The organism is Phyllobacterium sp. 628 (assembly GCF_014189505.1).
Classification (GTDB): Bacteria; Pseudomonadota; Alphaproteobacteria; order Rhizobiales; family Rhizobiaceae; genus Phyllobacterium.
The window spans coordinates 806,220-823,473 of sequence record NZ_CP050301.1 but is presented as its reverse complement, the minus strand read 5'-3'; the positions used below and the strand labels follow the sequence as shown (position 1 = coordinate 823,473).

General features: G+C 56.9%; 15 protein-coding genes. 3 read left to right on the top strand and 12 right to left on the bottom strand.

The genetic code is table 11. The annotated features are described in order from the left end of the window. Window positions 1–58: 58 nt before the first annotated feature. On the top strand, window positions 59–967 hold the full coding sequence (locus HB779_RS05590; RefSeq protein ID WP_188344792.1) for a LysR substrate-binding domain-containing protein: 909 nt from the start codon (window positions 59–61) through the stop codon (window positions 965–967). Between the two features lie 162 nt (window positions 968–1,129). Continuing rightward, window positions 1,130–1,387, top strand: a complete 258-nt coding sequence (locus HB779_RS05585) for a DUF982 domain-containing protein (RefSeq protein ID WP_188344791.1) — start codon at window positions 1,130–1,132, stop codon at window positions 1,385–1,387. Between the two features lie 39 nt (window positions 1,388–1,426). Here HB779_RS05585 and HB779_RS05580 read toward each other — a convergent pair whose 3' ends face one another. The 12 genes from HB779_RS05580 to HB779_RS05525 form a co-directional block, all read right to left on the bottom strand. Then, on the bottom strand, window positions 1,427–3,106 hold the full coding sequence (locus HB779_RS05580) for a GMC family oxidoreductase (RefSeq protein ID WP_188344790.1): 1,680 nt from the start codon (window positions 3,104–3,106) through the stop codon (window positions 1,427–1,429). A gap of 73 nt (window positions 3,107–3,179) precedes the next feature. Further along, window positions 3,180–3,956: a 3-ketoacyl-ACP reductase gene (locus tag HB779_RS05575; RefSeq protein ID WP_188345788.1), complete on the bottom strand. Its 777-nt coding sequence runs from the start codon at window positions 3,954–3,956 to the stop codon at window positions 3,180–3,182. Continuing rightward, on the bottom strand, window positions 3,956–5,482 hold the full coding sequence (locus HB779_RS05570) for a GMC oxidoreductase (RefSeq protein ID WP_188344789.1): 1,527 nt from the start codon (window positions 5,480–5,482) through the stop codon (window positions 3,956–3,958). Before HB779_RS05570 ends, HB779_RS05575 begins: the two co-directional genes overlap by 1 nt. Before the next feature lie 14 nt (window positions 5,483–5,496). Next, the gene (locus HB779_RS05565) at window positions 5,497–6,615 is read right to left on the bottom strand and encodes an ABC transporter ATP-binding protein (protein WP_188344788.1); all 1,119 of its coding nucleotides are present in this window, start codon (window positions 6,613–6,615) and stop codon (window positions 5,497–5,499) included. Between the two features lie 4 nt (window positions 6,616–6,619). Continuing rightward, a complete protein-coding gene (locus HB779_RS05560) occupies window positions 6,620–7,501 on the bottom strand; it encodes a carbohydrate ABC transporter permease (RefSeq protein ID WP_188344787.1) in 882 nt (293 codons plus the stop codon). After that, window positions 7,498–8,376, bottom strand: coding sequence for a carbohydrate ABC transporter permease (locus HB779_RS05555; protein ID WP_188344786.1), 879 nt, complete (start codon window positions 8,374–8,376; stop codon window positions 7,498–7,500). The genes HB779_RS05560 and HB779_RS05555 overlap by 4 nt, the downstream gene beginning before the upstream one ends. A 97-nt stretch (window positions 8,377–8,473) precedes the next feature. Then, the gene (locus tag HB779_RS05550; RefSeq protein WP_188344785.1) at window positions 8,474–9,721 is read right to left on the bottom strand and encodes an ABC transporter substrate-binding protein; all 1,248 of its coding nucleotides are present in this window, start codon (window positions 9,719–9,721) and stop codon (window positions 8,474–8,476) included. Between the two features lie 113 nt (window positions 9,722–9,834). Then, a complete protein-coding gene (locus HB779_RS05545; RefSeq protein ID WP_188344784.1) occupies window positions 9,835–11,337 on the bottom strand; it encodes an aldehyde dehydrogenase family protein in 1,503 nt (500 codons plus the stop codon). Beyond that, a complete protein-coding gene (locus HB779_RS05540) occupies window positions 11,337–12,116 on the bottom strand; it encodes an enoyl-CoA hydratase/isomerase family protein (protein ID WP_188344783.1) in 780 nt (259 codons plus the stop codon). The genes HB779_RS05545 and HB779_RS05540 overlap by 1 nt, the downstream gene beginning before the upstream one ends. Then, entirely contained in the window at window positions 12,109–13,710 is a 1,602-nt protein-coding gene (locus tag HB779_RS05535) for an acyl CoA:acetate/3-ketoacid CoA transferase (RefSeq protein WP_188344782.1), read from the bottom strand. Before HB779_RS05535 ends, HB779_RS05540 begins: the two co-directional genes overlap by 8 nt. A 22-nt stretch (window positions 13,711–13,732) precedes the next feature. Beyond that, window positions 13,733–14,734: a Gfo/Idh/MocA family protein gene (locus HB779_RS05530; protein ID WP_188344781.1), complete on the bottom strand. Its 1,002-nt coding sequence runs from the start codon at window positions 14,732–14,734 to the stop codon at window positions 13,733–13,735. Next, a complete protein-coding gene (locus HB779_RS05525) occupies window positions 14,731–15,774 on the bottom strand; it encodes a LacI family DNA-binding transcriptional regulator (RefSeq protein WP_188344780.1) in 1,044 nt (347 codons plus the stop codon). Before HB779_RS05525 ends, HB779_RS05530 begins: the two co-directional genes overlap by 4 nt. 291 nt (window positions 15,775–16,065) lie before the next feature. On the opposite strand from HB779_RS05525, the gene HB779_RS05520 reads away from it, so the two are divergent. Next, on the top strand, window positions 16,066–17,229 hold the full coding sequence (locus HB779_RS05520; protein WP_188344779.1) for a dihydrodipicolinate synthase family protein: 1,164 nt from the start codon (window positions 16,066–16,068) through the stop codon (window positions 17,227–17,229). Window positions 17,230–17,254 lie beyond the last annotated feature (25 nt).

Here is a 17,254-nt window from a genome sequence, read left to right as displayed (position 1 = left end):
CGCATATCCATTCCAAAATGGACTACCCTGTGGGGTAAAATCGGCGAGGGCGAAAACGATGGTATCCGCCCGGATATATCCATCAACCCGGGGATTGCAGGTCATCGCGGCTATTGCTGAGCATGGCAGCACGACCGCTTGCGCCAAAGCGCTGAACATGACGCAAAGCGCGGTGAGCAAGCAATTGATTGCAGTCGAAAAGCTGGCGGGTGTTCCACTGTTTGTGCGCACGCCCTATGGGTTGTCCACCACAGAAGCCGGCAGGATTTATGTGGTCGAGGCCCGCATTGCACTTGGTGCCATGGAAAATGCCGCCATACGCGTGGCTGCGCTCGGCTCATCACCCAATGCCATCAAACTGCACATCCTGCCGATCATGGGGGACCGCTGGCTGATCCCGCGTTTTGCCAGTTTTGCCGAGGCGCATCCGGATATCGATGTGGAATTATCAACCTTTGCCAATAATGAGCTGATCAATCAGGCGGATGCGGCCTTCCGCTTCGGTGAAGGCGACTGGCCGGGGCAGGACAACCATTATCTCTTTGGCCGCGAGGTAGCGCTTGTCGGTGCGCCGCATTTTATTGCCCGGCTAGGCGGCGTGGAAAAACCCGGAGATATCGGCAGGTTTCCACTGCTCGACCACAAGCACACGCCGTTGCGCTGGGATGAATTTGCGCTGGCGCATCAGATTGTTGATTTTGCGCCGGAGCGTATCACCCATTTCGGCTTTTACGCGCTTGTCATTCGTGCTGCCATTGCTGGTCAAGGTTTGGCACTGGTGCCACGCGGGCTGATTGCCGAGGAGCTTTCGAGTGGCAAACTGATCAACCCGCAAGGCTTCGGCTTTGTCAGCCACCACGCCTATTGGCTGACCTGTCCGCAGGACCGCCCGCAACGTCCTGCCATGCAGGTGTTTCTCGACTGGCTGCTGCGGGAAGTCGGGTCGATGTCTGCCGACCTGCGATAAGCTTCCGCACCTCATCAAAATCCCGTGTTTTCACAGGCCATTGCGTTCAAAAATATTTCGTCAATTTGTCATGGAACCAGACTCATCCCGGACTCATTACCGGTGTTAGACTGGCGGCGCCAACTGGCATGTTCAGTTCATCAAATACTCATGGAGGAAGTGATGCACGACAAGCGTTTTCCCATCCCGGTTATGATCCGACTGGGAGCTGCAGGCCAAAGGGCCATTTCCAGCGTCTGGGAAGCGATCGAATGCCTGCAGAACAATTGGCCGTTGAAAACCGGGGCTAATTACCGCCGGGCCTTGCAGGCCTGCCTTGATGCCTTGGACGGGTGGAAACCTGCACATAAGGCGCGCCACGCTTTTATCAGCGCCGCGCGCGATGCGGGCGTGTTTCTCGACACAAGGCTACACCCATAGGCATTGAAAGAGCGGGGGTTTGCCCCGCTCTTTTTATGATCACCGAATATCCGCCCGCGCACGCGGGCGTTTTTCATTCCTCTCATGGCTGAAAACTGTCGGCGGCAAGGGTGCGAGCTTGCGGATGATATCGGCGCCCTTCTCACCCATCATGATTGTCGGCGCATTGGTGTTGCAGGAGGGAACACGCGGCATAACCGAGCTGTCGCAAACGCGCAGCCCTTCCAGCCCATGCACCTTCAATTCCAGATCGACAACCGCCATGGAATCCGTGCCCATCTTGCAGGTACCCACCGGGTGATGATCGGTCTTGGCATTGGCACAGCCATAATCAAACAGCTCCTCATCGGAATTGTATTTTGGCCCAGGCAGGCGCTCGGCCATGACAAAGGGTTTCAACGCGGCCTGATTCATGATCTCACGGGCGAGCTTCAGACCTTCGATCGACATTTTGCGGTCATGCGGATCGCTCCAGTAATTCGGATCGATCAGCGGTGCTGCTGCAGGGTCGGATGATTGTAGGCGCACAGTGCCACGCGAACGCGGATGCAGATAAGCGGAATTCAAGGTCACCCCCGCATTTCTCAGACGTTCGACACCCGCCTCGATGCCGGAGCCCAAACCGAGATGGAACTGAATATCAGGGGATCGCGCCTGCGGATCGGCATACCAGAAGCCGCCGGTTTCAAAGAGGCTCGATGCCACCGGGCCGGAGCGGAACAGCACATATTGCAAGCCAGCCCACAAAGTACGATGCAGCTTGGCAACGCCATCATAGGTGTGATCGCCGGTGCACTCGGAAATAACGAACAGATCGAGATGATCCTGCATGTTTTCGCCGACACCGGGCAGGTGGTGTGCGACGGGAACACCAACACTGCGCAAATGCTCCGCCGGGCCAATGCCCGACTGCAACAACAGTTTCGGTGAACCGATTGCGCCGGAGCTGATCAGCACTTCCCGGTCAGCACGGATGATTTCGCGGCCATTGCCCTTGATCACTTCCACACCAACGGCACGGCTGCCCTCAACGACGATCCTGGTTACGTGCGCGCCCATGCGGATGGTCAGGTTCTTGCGGTCCTTGACCGGCGCAAGATAGGCCATGGATGCGGATGAGCGGCGGCGGTTGCGCTGGGTCAGTTGATAAAAGCCGACACCCGCCTGCTGCTTGCCGTTGAAATCGTGGTTGTAAGGAATGCCGAGTTCCTGACCGGCACGGATATAGGCATCGCAGATCGGCAATGTGGCAACGGGCATGGAAACACCCAGCGGGCCGCCATAGGAATGGTAGTCATCGGCAAAACGCTGATTGTCTTCCGCCCGCTTGAAATAGGGCAGCACATCGCGATAGCTCCAGCCGGTGCAACCGTCCTCTGACGACCAGAGGTCGTAGTCGGTTGCATTGCCGCGCGTATAAAGCTGGGCATTGATGCTGGACCCGCCGCCGATAACCTTCGCCTGTGTGTAACGCAGAACGCGGTTCTTCATGTGCTTTTGCGGCACCGTCGACCAGCCCCAGCTGGCAACACCCTTTGTCATCTTGGCGAAACCGGCAGGCATATGAAACAGCGGATTCCAGTCACCTCCGCCCGCCTCGAGCAGCAGGACTTTAACATCAGGATCTTCGCTCAACCGATTGGCCAGAACACAACCGGCTGGACCAGCGCCGGTGATGATGTAATCGTAGGACGATGATTGTTTGGATGGGTTTTGCATGTTTCAGACACCCCCATTTTGGGGGAGATGTCTGACAGGACAGAGGGGGGTAAAATTCATGTCTCGCAACCCGCTAAAGTCTATTGATTGAAAGGGCGCCATCCACGTTGATGACCGAGCCCGTGGCAAAGTTGAAATCCCCGCTGGCGAGCGCTGCAACGATGCGGCCAAGATCATCCGGCTCGCCCCAGCGTTTCATGGGGACAAGACCTTCAGCAATCAGCGTATCGTATTTGGCCGCAGCAACAGCCGTCATGTCGGAGCGGATGATGCCGGGCCGCACGTCGAAAACGCTGATGCACTCGCCCGCAAGCCGCACGGCCAACCCTTGCGTGAAGGAAGCCAGTGCTGCCTTGGTCATGCAATAATCCAGCCGATCAGGCGACGTCATTTCTGCTGATACCGATGTGATGTTGATGATGGCACGCAGCGATGTATTGGCCGCTTGTTCCCGCATTGCCTGCAGAACAGCTTGGGTGAAAAACACGGTGCCACGCACATTGATCGCAAAAATCGCATCATAGTTCGCGGGCTGAAGTTCCAGAAAATCACCACGCACTTTCGAACCAATTCCGGCATTGTTGACGAGGCAATCAATGCGGCCAAAGGCCGCGGTGATTGCGCTGACTGTGTGTGCATGACCCGCAAGGTCAGCCAGATCGGCTTCGACAAAAAGAACCTTTGCGCCGAGTGCTTCCAGTGCCGCAATGGCTGTTTCCGCAGCTTCGTCGCGCACGAGATCGGTAATGCCGAGGTCAAAGCCTTTGGCTGCGAGCGCCTTGGCAATGCCAAGCCCGATGCCACGGCGCGCACCCGTGATGACAGCAACGGGTTTTGTTTGGGCGTTCATCATCGCGCAAGGTCCTTGGCAATGATGTGATCGGCGACACGCAAAGCCTGTGCTGCAATGGTCAGCGCCGGATTGACGGCTGCCGATGTCGGGAGGAAAGCCGCATCAACCACAAACAGATTGGGATGGTCGAAGGCGCGGCAATAGATATCGAGCGGCGCCAGTGCCGGGTCAGTGCCCATGCGGACTGTGCCGCATTGATGCGACGGTGTCTTGCGGTCGAAGGCTTTGGACAGCACGATGGGGAATCCGGCAGCACGCAAGACTGACTTGATCTGCGCTACCAGTTTCTGATGCGCAGGCCAGTTGCTGCGCACCCATTCCAAAATGATCTTGTCGCCGTCGATGCGCACCCGGCTTTCGGGCTTCGGCACATCCTCGCTCATGGCAAGGAAATCCACCGTATGGGCGCAGAACCGGTTGAGCACCCATTCCGGCACCAGCTTGAGATCGGATTTCAGCACGGGTCCGCTGATACGGCCAAGCAGTTGCACATTGCCGAGCGGCGCACCACCGTGCCCGTCCGAGAGGTAATAATCGTTGAAACCAAACGTCTTCTGGTAGATGGAATCATTACGGAAGCGCGGATCAAAACCGATTACTGCCGACAGATTGTGGTTCATGAAATTACGGCCGACCTGATCGGAGCGATTGGCAAGGCCAGCAGGGTTGTTGCTGTTGGCAGAGCGCAGCAGTAGAACGGCGGACTGCACCGCTCCGGCAGACAGGATCACCAGCTTTGGCCTGACCACCGAGGCCGTTCCGTCTTTCACATAGTGCACGGCCGTGATGGCTTTGCCGTCGGCAGCCGTTTCCAACCGCGTGACACGCGAATTGGTCTGCAAGCGGATATTGCGATGTTTCAACGCCGGGGCAAGCGCTGCGGTTTCCGCATCCATCTTGCCATTAAAGCTGTTGGGATGCGCATCCCACGGCGTTTTGCCATGGGACATCCAAGTATCGATATCGACACCGAGCGGCAGCGAAAACGGATGCACACCGGCCACCTGCAAACGGCGGCGCAAGATACCCATCGATTCCTCATCCGGAACGGGTGGAAAGTTGTACTCCTCGGAATGAAAAGGCTCCGTTGGGTCTTCGCCAGATGTGCCGCGCACCTGATACAGCGCTTCGGCCTTGCCGTACCAGGGTTCAAGTTCATCATAGGCGAAGGGCCACGCGGGCGAGACACCCTCAAGATGCTGCATCTCGGCAAAATCCTCGGCACGGTAACGCGTCAGCACCGCGCCATAGAATTTCGAGTTGCCGCCAACATTATAGTAATTGCCTGGATTGAACGCCTTGCCTTGCGCATCGTACCAATTCTCTTTCGGGCGGAAAAAACCCTTCTGGAAAATGGCACGCGGATCACGGTTTTCGGGCCGGTCAGGCAGATGATCGCCTGCCTCGAGGATCAGGATATCAGCACCTGATCCGGCGAGACCGGCGGCAATGGTTGCCCCGCCAATCCCCGAACCGATGATGACGATATCGGGAGACTGGCCCTGTTGCGATGCGGCGTTCATGGCAAACTGTTCGTTCAGGCGCCGATACGCAGTTGCGATTGAGGATCGAAGAACACGGCCTTGTCGAGATTGAACGCCAGCTGTGTCTTCTGTCCCGGCAGGATATGCGCATCGGCACGCAGACGCGCCACCACTTCCTTGCTGCCAAGCTTGGTCACCGCGAATGTATCGGAACCGGCCGGCTCAACCACATCGATCAGGCATTCGCCTTCAACCAGCGAACTGGCATTGCGATCTGCGCCGTCCGGGTCGGTCAGAGCTTCCGGGCGGATACCGAAAATCACATCCTTGCCGGAATGACTGACCAGCGAACTGTTGTTCTTCTTGAGCGGCAGGCGCAGCGGGGTCGAGTCTGGACGGTCGAGCACGACGCTCAGGTCCGACGCGCCACCTTCAATCTTGGCCTTGAGCAGATTCATCGCGGGCGAGCCCATGAAGTCAGCCACGAACAGATTGGTCGGATTGTTATAGATTTCCGCCGGGGTGCCGAATTGCTGAAGAACGCCATCCTTGAGCACGGCAATCTTGGTGGCCAGGGTCATCGCCTCGATCTGATCGTGGGTCACATAGACGATGGTTGTTTTCATGCGTTGATGCAGCCGCTTGATTTCCGTGCGCATATCGACACGCAGCTTGGCATCCAGATTGGACAGCGGCTCGTCGAACAGGAACACCTGCGGATTGCGCACGAGCGCGCGGCCCATGGCAACGCGCTGGCGCTGACCACCGGAAAGCTGGCTTGGCTTACGGTCGAGCAGATGCCCGATCTGCAGCATGTCTGCGACCTGCTTGATGGCCTTTTCCCGCTCGTCTTTCGGCACACCGCGAATTTCCATACCGAAGGCGATGTTACCGCCAACGGTCATGTTCGGGTAAAGCGCATAGGACTGAAACACCATGGCAATATCGCGCTTGGATGGATGCAGGCCGCTGATCGATTTGCCCTTGATGGAGATATCGCCGGAACTGATCGGCTCAAGCCCGGCAATGGTGTTGAGAAGCGTAGACTTGCCGCAACCGGAGGGCCCAACGAGGACGAGAAAACCGCCTTCATCGATCTCGATATTGATATCCTTCAAAATCGGAACATTGCCATATGACTTGTGCAGATTCTTGATCTGGAGAAATGACATTTGATTATCCCTTCACGGCGCCGGACATGAGCCCACGGACGAAATAACGCCCGGAAACGATGTAGACGATAAGAGTTGGTAGTGCGGCGAGGATCGCGCCAGCGAAATGCACGTTGTATTCCTTCACGCCCGTTGATGAGTTCACAAGGTTGTTGAGCGCGACCGTCATGGGCGTGCTGCTGAAACCCGAGAAAGAGGCACCGAACAGGAAGTCGTTCCAGATATTGGTGAACTGCCAGATGACGGACACGACGATGATCGGGCCTGATGATGGCAGAAGGATGCGCCGGAAAATCTGGAAGAAACTGGCACCGTCAATCTGCGCGGCACGGACGAGTTCGGTCGGAAACGCTTCGTAATAATTGCGGAAATACAGCGTTGTGAAACCTAGACCATAGATCACATGGACGAAGATCAGGCCCTGGAGTGTCCCAGCCATACCGAGAATGCCCAGCATACGTGCCATGGGTATGAGGACGATCTGGAACGGAATGAAGCAGCCGAGCAGCAGCATACCGAACATCACGTTCGAACCGCGGAATTTCCACTTGGTCAGGACATAACCATTCAAAGCACCCATCACAGTCGAGATGGCAACAGCTGGAATGACCATGAGGATGGAATTGATGAAGTAAGGTTTCAGCCCTGTCGGCTGCACGCCAATCTGTGCCGAAGACCAGGCTGCCAGCCAAGGCTGGATGGTCCATTCGCGCGGCGGCGACAGCATGCCCCCCTGACGGATTTCATCCAGAGTTTTCAGCGAGTTCACCACCATGACGTAGAGTGGCAGAAGGAAATAAAAGGCAAATACCAAGAGCGCGATATAGATGATGACGCGGGTCAGCTTACCGCTGGAGATTGCATTGTCCGGGCTTGAGGCGCTCATTTGTTGCCTCCCCTTACTTCAGAATAGAGATAGGGAATGATGATCGCAAAAATCGTAATCAGCATGATAATGGCCGAAGACGCACCAATGCCCATGGAATTGCGGGTGAATGTGTAGGAATACATGAAGGTCGCGGGCAGTTCTGTTGCCTGTCCTGGGCCCCCATCTGTCATCGCTTTCACAAGATCAAAAGCCTTGATGGCGAGGTGGGCGAGCACGACAAAGGCCGACAGGAATACGGGGCGCATCAGTGGAATGATGATGCGGCGGTAAATCATGGCAGTGGATGCACCGTCAATTTGAGCAGCCTTAATGATTTCATTGTCCACACCACGCAAACCAGCGAGGAACATGGCCATGACAAAACCAGACGCTTGCCAGACGGCGGCGATGACCACCGTATAAATCGCCATCTTGGAATCCTTGATCCAGTTGAAGGCGAAGCTGGTCCAGCCCCATTGATGCATGGTGTTTTCAAGGCCGATGCCGGGATCGAGAAACCATTTCCAAGCAACGCCCGTGACGATGAAGGACAGTGCCATGGGATAGAGGTAGATCGGCCGCAGGAAGCCTTCGATGCGGATCTTCTGATCCAGCAGAATGGCAAGCCCCAGACCGATGACGGTGCAAATGATAATATAGAGGGACGCGAAAATACCCAGATTGGTAATCGCCACCCACCAATGCGGCAGGGCCCAGAGTTTGCGGTAATTCTCAAAGCCAACAAAGCCAAACGATGGCAGCATCTTGCTGTCAGTAAACGACAGGACGCCGGTATAGATGATAAATCCATAAACGAAAATCAGGACAATCAGAAAGCTCGGTCCCAACACAAGTTTGGGTATCAAGTCCTGTATGCGGCTGCGGGTATCCATAGCCTCACCCCTTCAAATTTTTCAAATTCTTGTCATTGCCGTGTGCAATCACGGAAAACCTGTCCGGGGCAAAAAGCCCCGGACAGAACGAGCAGGATTACTTGGCTGCATCCACGGCAGCAACAAGTTCCTTGACCGCTGCGTCTGATGTCAGGTCGCCGTTGAATTCACGGGTAACTACGTCATAGATCGCATTCTTGATGGCAGCTGGAACCGCATAACCATGGGCCATGGAGCCATAGAGCGTGCCGGCCTTGTTGGCTTCAGCAAGATCCTTGATGGCCTTCTTGCCGCAAGCATCGAACGCTGCATCGGAAACATCCGTACGTGCCGGTGCAGAACCCTTCACAACGTTGAAAGCAGACTGGAATGTCGGGCTTTCAATGGAAGATGCCATGACGAGCTGTGACTTGTGCTCTGCTTCGCTCTTCTTGAAGAACAGGAACTGATCAGAGTTGAAGGTCACAGAACCCTGAGTGCCCGGGAAGCGCATGCAAACGAAATCCTTGCCTGGCTCCTTCTTGGCCTTGACGAATTCGCCCTTGGCCCAGTCACCCATGAACTGCACGCCAGCCTTGCCTTCGATAACCATGGTGGAGGCAAGGTTCCAGTCGCGACCTGAGAAGTTGTCATCCACATAGCTGCGCAGCTTGGTCATACGGTCAAACGCTTCCTTCATCGTCTCGCCGCCCAAAGCCTTGGGATCGAGATCGATGAAAGCTGCCTTGTAGAAGTCATTGCCGAGCGACAGAACAACCGCATCGAAAATCGTTGCGTCCTGCCATGGCTGACCACCATGAGCGATTGGCGTGATACCCTGCTTCTTGAAATTGTCGAGAAGAGCGATCAGCTCGTCCCAGTTCTTGGGTTCCTTGCCGCCAGCCTTGTCGAGCGCGGCCTTGTTGATCCACATCCAGTTGGTGGAGTGGACATTGACCGGTGCAGCGATCCAGTGACCGTCATACTTGGAGAAGTTCTGCAGCGCGCCGGGAATAACGTCGGCCCACTTTTCCTTCGATGCAACATCATCAAGGTTGGCGAGAACGCCCTGCTTGGCCCAATCGGTGATGTCAAAACCCAACGCCTGTACGGCTGTCGGAGGATTGCCACCAGTGACGCGGGCGCGCAGCACGGTCATGGCTTCAGTACCGCCACCACCGGCGACAGGCATGTCGGACCAGGTGATGCCCTTCTTTTCGAGGTCCTTTTTCAGGACTTCAAGCGCTGTTGCTTCACCGCCGGATGTCCACCAATGCAGAACTTCGACGTTTTCAGCGGCACGCGCCATGGTTGCGGTTCCGAGCAACATGGCTGTTGCGGCAACCGTATTCATCAACTTATTCATTCAATCCTCCCAAGGAAAAAAAGATAAAAAATCCCACGACCCTAGACTTCAGTCATCCTTCAGCCTGACCCATTCATACAATAAGCAGAATGGGGAATACAATCGATTTAATTCTACAACCAAAGTCCTATACGCCGCCCCATATGCATGTTCAGAGTCTTGGTTTCGGTATAGTCTTCAACTGCATGCCGACCGAGTTCACGGCCAAGGCCGGACTGGCGATAACCACCAAATGGCAGCTCGGAAGCTCCATCCATGAAGGTGTTCATCCAGATCGTCCCGGCCCGCACCCGCCGGCCAATCGTCAGGCATGTATCGAAATCCCGGCTCCACACACCAGCAGACAGGCCGTAATCGATGGAATTTGCGATACGGATCGCTTCCTCCATCGTTTCGAACGTTAGCACAGAAAGTACGGGACCGAACACTTCTTCGCGTGCCACGGCCATCTCCGGTTGTACGGATGACAGGATCGTGGGGCTCATATATTGCCCGAGACCGAGATCGAGCGATGCGCCGCCATGCGACAGGGCTGCGCCTGCCGTTTCGGCATTGCGCACGTATGTATTGATCTTGGCCAGATGTTCCGGCGTGATGATCGCGCCCACCTTGGTTTCCGGATTGAGCGGATCGCCCACTTTCACCTTGGCGGAGAGTTCGGCGACGCGGCGTGTGACTTCATCGGCAATATCGCGATGCACGATCAGGCGCGAACCGGCGTTGCAGCATTCGCCTGCGTTGAAGTAAGCGCCAAACACAGCCGCATCGATGAAGTCATCAAGATTGGCATCCGGAAATACGATCTGCGGGTTCTTGCCCCCGAGTTCCAGCGACACTTTTTTCAAGGTCTGCGCGGCATTGGCCATGGTCAGCTTGCCCACCAGCGTCGAACCGGTGAAGGAAACCATATCGACATCCGGATGTGTGGTCATCGGCGCACCGACTTCCGCACCCGTACCGGCGACAATGTTGACAACACCGGCGGGAACGCCCGCTTCCATCAGGATTTCACCCAGGAGAAGTGTCGAGCCCGAGGTGAGTTCGGATGGCTTGACCACAGCCGTGCAGCCCGCAGCAAGTGCAAAGGGCAGCTTCTGGCTGACGATCAGGAACGGGAAATTCCATGGGGTAATGATGGCAATAACGCCGATGGCTTCACGCAGGACCACACCCAGCGTGCCGTCGCCCAGCGTATTGTAACTTTCGCCGTGCAGATCGCGGCCCAGCGCCGCAGCATAACGCCAGATATCGACTGCGCCGCCGAGTTCGCCCTTGGCCTGCGAGATCGGCTTGCCTGACTCGATGCAATCGAGATAGGCGAGTTCATCAGAACGGGCTGCAATCAGGTCAGCGGCTTTCAGGAGAATGTTCGAGCGCTCGGCACCGGTCATACGGGACCACGGGCCATTATCAAAAGCATTGCGGGCAGCCCGAATGGCGCGTTCGGCATCGGCCTTGGTGCCAGCCTGATAGCGCGAGACAACCACGCCGTGGCCGGGGCTCTTGCGCTCAATCACACCGCCTTCTGCGCCATTGGTCCATTTGCCGTCGATCAGCATCTGAAATTCGCGGACCTTGAAATTGTCGAGTGCTTGAGGCCGCATCAAAACCGTCATTACCATTCTCCCTTGAACACGGGCTCACGCTTTTCGGCAAAGGCCGAAACACCTTCTTTCAGGTCCGCTGTTTTTGCGACGAGGATCGAGCCGAGTGCTTCGACCGCCGTGCCATTGTCTTCGCCGTTTGCCGACGCAATCATCAGTTTTGCCACTTCCACCGCTGCAGGTCCGCGCTTGGCGATCCGTTCCGCATAAGCCTGTGCCGTGGTCATCGCCGCACCGGTTTCCACCACGTGATCGACGATGCCGAGTACAGCCGCTTCCGTTGCGCTGAAAATCTCTCCGCCGAGCGCCATACGGCGCACGGCCTGCGCGCCAAACCGGCGAACCAGACGCTGGGTCCCGGACCAGCCCGGCACCATGCCAAGGCCGGTTTCCGGCAGGCCGATCCGAATGTGCGTTTCGGTAATGCGGATATCCGCTGCAGCTGCAAGTTCGAGCCCGCCACCAAGTGCATGACCGTTGAGTGCTGCGATCAAAGGCACCCGCAGAGTTGCCAGCCGCTCAAAAACCCGGTGACCAAAGCGCACCCATGCATGGCCAAATTCATTCGGGGTCATCGCCGCCCATGCCTTGATATCGCCGCCCGCCGAGAAGGCTTTGCCCGCGCCGGTAAGGATGGCGACGCGAACAGACGCATTGGCCTCCACCGCGTCGCATGCGGCGGACAGTTCCTTCAACATATCGATGTCGAAGGCATTCAACTTTTCCGGACGTGATACGGTGATCGTGGCGACGGATCCGGCGAAACTGACATCAATGCGGGAATCAGCCATGGGGCGTCCTTTCCGGCTTTTGCGGCAGCTTTAGGCCAAAGGGACCCTCGGCGAACAGTTCGGCAGCCATGAGTTTCAGATCGCGGGCGACAACCAGCGGGAATTCCGACTGATCGAGAATCTGCGTCTGCAGATCGACGCCCGGTGCAATCTCGGTGAGCACAATACCTTCCGGGCGCAGCACCATGACACAGCGCTCGGTGATATAGGTGATGTCCTGTCCCTGCTGGATAGCGCGGCGGCCGGAGAAGGTGACGTGTTCGACTTCATTGACAAGCTTCTTCAGCTTGCCTTCCTTTTCGATGACCAATTTTCCATCCGCGACATGCACTTTGGCACCGGCATTGAACATGCCGGAGAAGACGATCTTGCGGGCGCGGGCTGTGATATCAACAAACCCGCCTGCACCGGCAGTCACATGCGGACGGAAGCTCAGCTTGGAAACATTGACCGAACCTGATTTGTCGATTTCGAGGAAAGACAGAAGCGAGGCATCAAAACCTGCACCCTGGAAATAGGTGAACTGGTGCGGCGACGGCACGAAAGCTTCGGCATTCGACGCGCAACCAAAGGCAAAATCCAACAGCGGGATGCCACCGACCGGGCCCTGTTCAATGACCCACGTAACGGCGCCGTGCAGTCCTTCTTCAAGCAGGATACGCGGTACATTGGCGGAAATGCCAAAGCCGAGATTGACGGCGCTGCCTGCTTCAAGTTCCATCGCGACACGGCGGGCGATAACCTTCTGGATGCTGAAATCCGGCAGAGCGAAATCATCGAGCGGATGGAAAATTTCCCCCGATATAGCAGGATCATAAACCGTCTGCGTCGTCTGCTTCTGATCGGGATCAACCACGACATAATCCACCAGAATGCCGGGAACGCGCACATCATGCGGTTTGAGCGAACCGCTCTTGGTGATGCGCTTGACCTGCGCAATGACGATGCCGCCATTGTTGCGCGCAGCCAAAGCCTGATCAAAGCCACCGAGATAGGCACCTTCATGCTCATAGGTCAGGTTGCCGCGTTCATCAGCCGTCGTGGCACGGATGATGGCAACCTGCGGAATGACCGGCTTGAAGAACAGCCATTCTTCACCTTCAAATTCAATCTTGCGAACAACCGGTTCCTTGGCGGCCGAGGCATTCATGGCGCAGCCCTGCCGATCCGGATCCACGAATGTATCAAGCCCAACCTTGGTTAGAACGCCCGGCCGCTTGGCTGCTGCCTCGCGATGCATATCGAAGAGAATACCCGATGGAATATTGTAGGCAGCAACCTCGTCATTTCCGATCATCTGCCAGATCAGCGGCGGTTCGGCCGTGGACGGTCCAGAGGGATAGGAGCCGCCGAGGATACGCTTGAGCAAGCCCTTTTTGGCAATGTGGTCAATACCTTTGATACCGCTCATGTCCCCCGCAGCAATGGGATGCAGCGTCGTCAGGTCGCGCGGATGTCCCGTTGCGTCAAAGCGTGCACCGATGGCTTTCAACATCAGATCGGGGCAGCCAAGGCCGCTCGATGACGAGACGGAAACGACCGCCGCGTCAGGGATGAGGTTTGCTGCCTCTTCGGGAGTAATGTGTTTGCTCATTCCTGGGTGTCGATCTCTTAACTCAAAGGCCTGGGTTGATTTTCTGTGCGGTGCCGGTGCTTGCGGCCTCCGTCACCGCGAGACCGGCAGCAAGAGACCACACACCGTCTTCGCCAGTTGCGGGCGGATGGCCCTGTCCAAGAATGGCCGCGTGGAATTTTGCAATGCCTGTTTCATAAAGGTTCTTGTGATCAAGCTTCAGCTCGGTTTCACCCTCGGCATTGCGCAGGGTAACCGTACCAATGGGCTTTTGCGTCATGACATTGCGGCCGACCAGCGAGCCTTCCGAACCGTGGACTTCAAAACCGGTTTCGGCATATTTGGTCGTGAACCCATCATGGAATTGAGCAATCAGGCCAGACTTGAAACGCAGCACGCCCATGACGCCATCGGCAAGACCAGCCTTGCCAAGGCCGCCGATCTGGCTTGCGGCAACGGCTTCAAGCGGATCATCGCCAAGTACATAACGAAGCGTATCGGTGTCATGAACCGTGATGTCGAGAATGACGCCGCCACCAGCTTCCGGCTTGTCCAGACGCCAGCCCTGCAGATGCGGGGGAAGGTAGACAGCGTGGAAAACCCGGGCAGCCAAAGGCTTGCCGATCTTGCCGGCAGCGATGGCATCGCGCTTGGCGGTATGGCTTGCGGCATTGCGCAGATGGTGATTGGTGCCAAGCACCACACCGGCGGCGCGGCAGGCTTCAACCATGGCTCTGGCATCGGCAAGGCTCATCGCCAGCGGCTTTTCGCACAGGACATGCTTTCCCGCGGCAGCAGCTGCAAGTACCTGATCTTTATGCAATTCATTGGTCGTCGAGATGTAGACCGCATCGACATCCTGATCATCCACCAGCGCAGCAACCGAAGTAACAGAGTGGGGAATGCCATGATCAGCGGCATATTTCTGGCCGCGTTCGGCACTGGTGCTCATGACCGAAACAATCTCGCCACCCTCAGCCCGGATGGCATCGATCACCCATTCATGAGCAATCGTGCTTGCTCCAATCAATCCCCAACGCGTCATGCCAATTCCTCCAGATGATTGTTTTTGACCGGCGCACCGCAGCTTTGCCTGACGACAAGCCGCACCGAGGTGACCAGCGATTCCTGTTCATTGCCACCGGCATTGATCTGCTTGAGCAGGAGCTGGGCGGCGCGCTGACCCATGCCTTGCGGATCGACCGAGACAGTCGTCAAAGCCGGAACGGCAGTCTTGGCCTCGATCACATCGTCAAAACCAACGACGCCGAAACCCTTGCCGGGCTCGATACCGGCAGAACGCAAACCATCGCAGACACCAAAGGCCACCGCATCGTTGAGACACAGCGCAGCAGTTGGCTGATCCGTCAAAAGCACCATACGCTCAACCGCAGCAACACCGCCTGCACGCGACGGCGCGGAGTGTATGACCAGCCGGTCATCAACAGTAATACCCGCCTCCAACAAGGCATCGCGATAACCACGCAGCCGCTCGGCAAAGACAGCCGTATCGAGGAAACCACCCATGAAACCGATGCGACTATGACCCAGCGAAACGAGGTGGCGGACAGCCGCCCTGGCGCCGGTATAATTGTCAGACAACAGCGTCGAAACCCTGGCACCGGGCAGATTGCGCACGACGACGACGACCGGAATACCACTATCAATCAAAGGCTTGAGATCGACCGCCTCTGTGCCGCGCGCGGGCGACAGGATCAACCCGGCAATCCCGTTTTCGCGCATGGAGGCTATAACTTCACGCTGCCGGTCGACGCTTTCGCCGCTATGGGCGAGGAACTGCACGTAGCCCGCCGACTGGACAACCAGGTCCATGCCGACAGCCAGTTCGGCGAAGAAACTATTGGTCAAATCATTGACGACAATGCCGACGATTTTCGAGCGCGACTGGCGCAGATTGGCGGCCCCGCGATTGTAGACATAGCCCAGCTCGGCGATGACACTGTTGACTTTTTCGCGGGTCTTTTCATTGACCAGAGGACTGCCCTGCAGAACCAGCGACACGGTGGATTTAGACACGCCAGCGGCGTGGGCAATATCCACAACGGTTGTCCGGGCACGGGTCAAAGGCTTCCTCCAAAGTCAGGAAACGGACATAATTGGAACGTTCCAAATTTGTCAAGCAGGAAGATGTAAGTCCGCCGAAGCGGTTGAGGCCAGAGTCATCAATGCAGTCAAATACACATTTTCGCCACAATTGAGGCGGGATTTTCTGATTTGTCGACTGTCACTCCACCCTCGATCCGGCGTTTCGCGGGTTTTCGCAACACTTGGCCGTCTTCGCCTGCATAATTTTTGTCTCTTGTTTTTTGGAACGTTCCAAATTACAACGCTCGCCACACGACCGGGAGCGATCTGATGACCCTTACCCTGAATCTGCCGCATGCGAACGGCACCCTTTCAGCCTATCGTCTTTGCGGCGAACCTATCGCCCGCCCCGCCTCACCGCCCGTCTTCAACCGCATCGCCTATGCCGCCGCCCACGTGGTGTCCGACCCGTTGCGTGACACCGCGCCGTGGAATTCTCCGGCGATTGACTGGGACGCAACCATGGCCTTCCGCCATCATCTCTGGGCGCATGGTTTCAAGATCGCCGAAGCGATGGATACCGCACAACGGGGTATGGGTCTGGACTGGGCCGGGGCGCAGGAATTGATCCGCCGCTCGCTCGCCGAAGCGCGCACTGTCCCCGGTGCGGATCTTGCCTGTGGTGCCGGTACCGATCAACTGGCGCCGGAAAACGCCCGCACACTGCAGGACGTCATTGCTGCCTACGAAACGCAGATCGGCTTTGTCGAGGCTCACGGCGGACGGGCTGTGATGATGGCAAGCCGGGCGCTGGCCAAGGTGGCAAAATCTCCTGAGGATTATCGCCGCGTCTATGGTGAGATATTGCGCCAGAGCCAAAACAAGGTCGTGCTGCACTGGCTTGGCGATATGTTCGATCCGCAGCTTGCGGGGTACTGGGGCTCATTCAGCTTTGACGGCGCGCTGGAAACCGTGCTCAGCATTATTGATGACAATCGCGACAAGGTTGAGGGCATCAAGATTTCGCTGCTCGACAATGCCAGTGAAATCGAATTGCGTAACCACCTGCCCGAGGGTGTGCTGTGTTTTACCGGCGATGATTTCAACTATGCTGAACTGATCGAAGGCGAAGGTAAAAAATACAGCCACGCCCTGCTCGGCATTTTAGATGCGGTAGCGCCCTCGGCCTCCAAGGCGCTGGCGCTGCTGGCCGCTGGCGAGACGCAGGCTTTCCGCAACGTAATCGAACCGACTGTGCCGCTATCCCGCAAGATATTCGAAGCGCCGACGCAGTACTACAAGGCGGGTGTGGTGTTCCTCGCCTGGCTCAATGGACATCAAAGTCATTTCACCATGCCAGCCGGCATGCAGTCAGCGCGCGGCATTGTGCACTATGCGGATATTTTCCGGCTGGCCGATCAAGCCAATGTGCTGGATAAACCGGAGCTGGCGCTCGGCCGGATGAAAAGCCTGCTGCAGGTGTATGGCGTATAAGCACACAAGCAGGAGTTGATTGGCA